This window comes from Streptococcus suis (assembly GCF_002964045.1).
GTDB lineage: Bacteria > Bacillota > Bacilli > Lactobacillales > Streptococcaceae > Streptococcus > Streptococcus suis_U.
The window spans coordinates 1-360 of sequence record NZ_POPB01000535.1 but is presented as its reverse complement, the minus strand read 5'-3'; the positions used below and the strand labels follow the sequence as shown (position 1 = coordinate 360).

Annotated in this window: 1 protein-coding gene; it reads left to right on the top strand. The window is 39.7% G+C overall.

Going from position 1 to position 360, the window contains the following annotated elements:
- A partial coding sequence (locus C1E99_RS12565; RefSeq protein WP_238146183.1) for a transposase domain-containing protein occupies positions 1–183 on the top strand: 183 nt, incomplete at its 5' end.
- Between the last annotated feature and the right edge of the window lie 177 nt (positions 184–360).

Here is a 360-nt window from a genome sequence, read left to right as displayed (position 1 = left end):
GGAGCCAAGTCAACAGCTGTCATTTTGAGTCTTTTAGAAACAGCTAAGCGACACGGACTTGATGCAGAGAAATATATGAACTATCTTCTAGAACACTTACCTAATGAGGAGACACTCGCAAAAAAGGAGGTGCTGGAGGCTTATTTGCCATGGAAGGAAAAAATTAAGAGAGCATGTAAATAGAAAAAGGTTCCAGAGTCGATAGGACTTTGGAGCCTTTTCAATATACTTTGTTATTGGGCGGTTACTTTTATTCTCGTACCTTTGGGCAAATATTGACACCGAAAGAGGTTGTTCAGAAAACACTCGAGTTCTCAGATCAACTAAGATTCTATTATGACCTCTACCAGATTCTCCTCT